The 350-nt window shown below is 69.7% G+C and carries 1 protein-coding gene; it reads left to right on the top strand.

The annotated features are described in order from the left end of the window. Positions 1–23: 23 nt before the first annotated feature. A partial coding sequence (locus IG98_RS46315) for a condensation domain-containing protein (protein ID WP_281178623.1) occupies positions 24–350 on the top strand: 327 nt, incomplete at its 3' end.

The following is a 350-nucleotide window of genomic DNA, read 5'->3' as shown; positions in this document are numbered from 1 at the left end:
TGCTGGGGGTCGCTCTGCGGGATGTGGTGGGTCGGCATGAGAGTTTGCGGACGGTGTTTCCCGAGGTGGACGGGGTGGCGTGTCAGCGGGTTCTGGACACCGTGGACGTGTCCTTCGAGGTTGTCCGGGTCGATGCCGACACGCTCGGGCCCGCGCTGGCGGCCGAGGCGGGGAGGGGCTTCGACCTGACCGTGGAGACGCCACTGCGCGCCCGCCTCTTCGAGCTCGACTCCTCCACCCGGATCCTGCTGCTGGTGTTGCATCACATCGCGGGTGACGGGTGGTCGATGGCGCCGTTGGCGCGGGATGTTTTGGCGGCGTATGCGGCGCGGTCGCGGGGGATGGTGCCG

It is taken from the genome of Streptosporangium amethystogenes, from assembly GCF_000721075.1.
GTDB lineage: Bacteria > Actinomycetota > Actinomycetes > Streptosporangiales > Streptosporangiaceae > Streptosporangium > Streptosporangium amethystogenes.
Note: the sequence above shows the minus strand (reverse complement) of the source record. Positions and strands in the feature narration are given on the sequence as shown.